Below are 962 nucleotides of genomic sequence, written 5' to 3'. Positions count from 1 at the left end.
GGAGCCGCGCCCCCGCGGCGAATGCAGACCGCAGGTCTGCCCAACAATCCCAGCCCTTCGCAAAGCCCGATCCCACCACGCTTCTGTAGGAGCCGCGACCCGCGGCGAATGCAGACCGCAGGTCTGCCCAGCAATCCCACCCTTCGCAAAGCCCGATCCCACCGCGCTTCAGTGGGAGCCGCGACCCCTCGGCGAATGCAGGCCAAAGGTCTGCGAACAACCTCAACCTATAACCAAGCCGCATCCCAGTGCGGATAGTCACCAATATGATCTACCAGCCCGGCCCTCAGCGGGTTCGCAACGATGTATCGCGCTACCGACCTCAGATCATCCTCACTACGTAGCGCTCGGTCATGAAACCCGGCCTGCCAGACTGACTGCCCGATATGCCTGGCTGAGATCGATTTGACTCGCCCGACCAGCTGAGGCAGCGTGCCTTGTCCTAGCTGGGCCAGCCAGTGAAGATGATCAGGCATCACGACGAAGGCCCATGTCTTGCTCGTACCTCTTGCTTCATCGGATCGCATGGTGCGAATCAGCGCTCGTGCCGCGGCCATGTCGCGAAAAACAGGCTGTCGATGCTGAGCGACAGTCGTGACCAGATAGATCTGACCCTGGACAGACCAGCGGCCTTTGCGAAGGCGACTCGATGCCGAATAAGCGTCCATGCTTTTCTCATCCTTTGCTCGTTTCCTGCAGCATAACGTCTATATGTATTGACGTTAGCGATCCGTTCCCCACCATCGGACATCGGTCGATCGTGAAACGCTTCGCCCCGAGGTCGGGGCTCCCACAGAGCCAACCTGCACCCTGTAGGCGCCGCGCCCCCGCGGCGAATGCAGACCGCAGGCCTGCCCATCAATCCCACCCTTCGCAAGCCCGATCCCACCACGCTTCTGTAGGGGCCGCGCCCTCGCGGCGAACGCAGCCCAAGGCCAGCCCAACAATCCCAGCCCACCCTT

General features: G+C 61.9%; 1 protein-coding gene. It reads right to left on the bottom strand.

The window, feature by feature from the left end; all coding sequences use genetic code 11:
* Window positions 1–227: 227 nt before the first annotated feature.
* Window positions 228–668: an REP-associated tyrosine transposase gene (locus UF78_RS22380; RefSeq protein ID WP_045164454.1), complete on the bottom strand. Its 441-nt coding sequence runs from the start codon at window positions 666–668 to the stop codon at window positions 228–230.
* Between the last annotated feature and the right edge of the window lie 294 nt (window positions 669–962).

The sequence above is a fragment of the Stutzerimonas stutzeri genome, from assembly GCF_000952685.1.
Classification (GTDB): Bacteria; Pseudomonadota; Gammaproteobacteria; order Pseudomonadales; family Pseudomonadaceae; genus Stutzerimonas; species Stutzerimonas stutzeri_E.
Note: the sequence above shows the minus strand (reverse complement) of the source record. Positions and strands in the feature narration are given on the sequence as shown.

Bases quoted from the DNA above. Each gene is read 5' to 3' on its own strand.
- UF78_RS22380 (WP_045164454.1), bottom strand. From the start codon at position 668: ATGGACGCTTATTCGGCATCGAGTCGCCTTCGCAAAGGCCGCTGGTCT.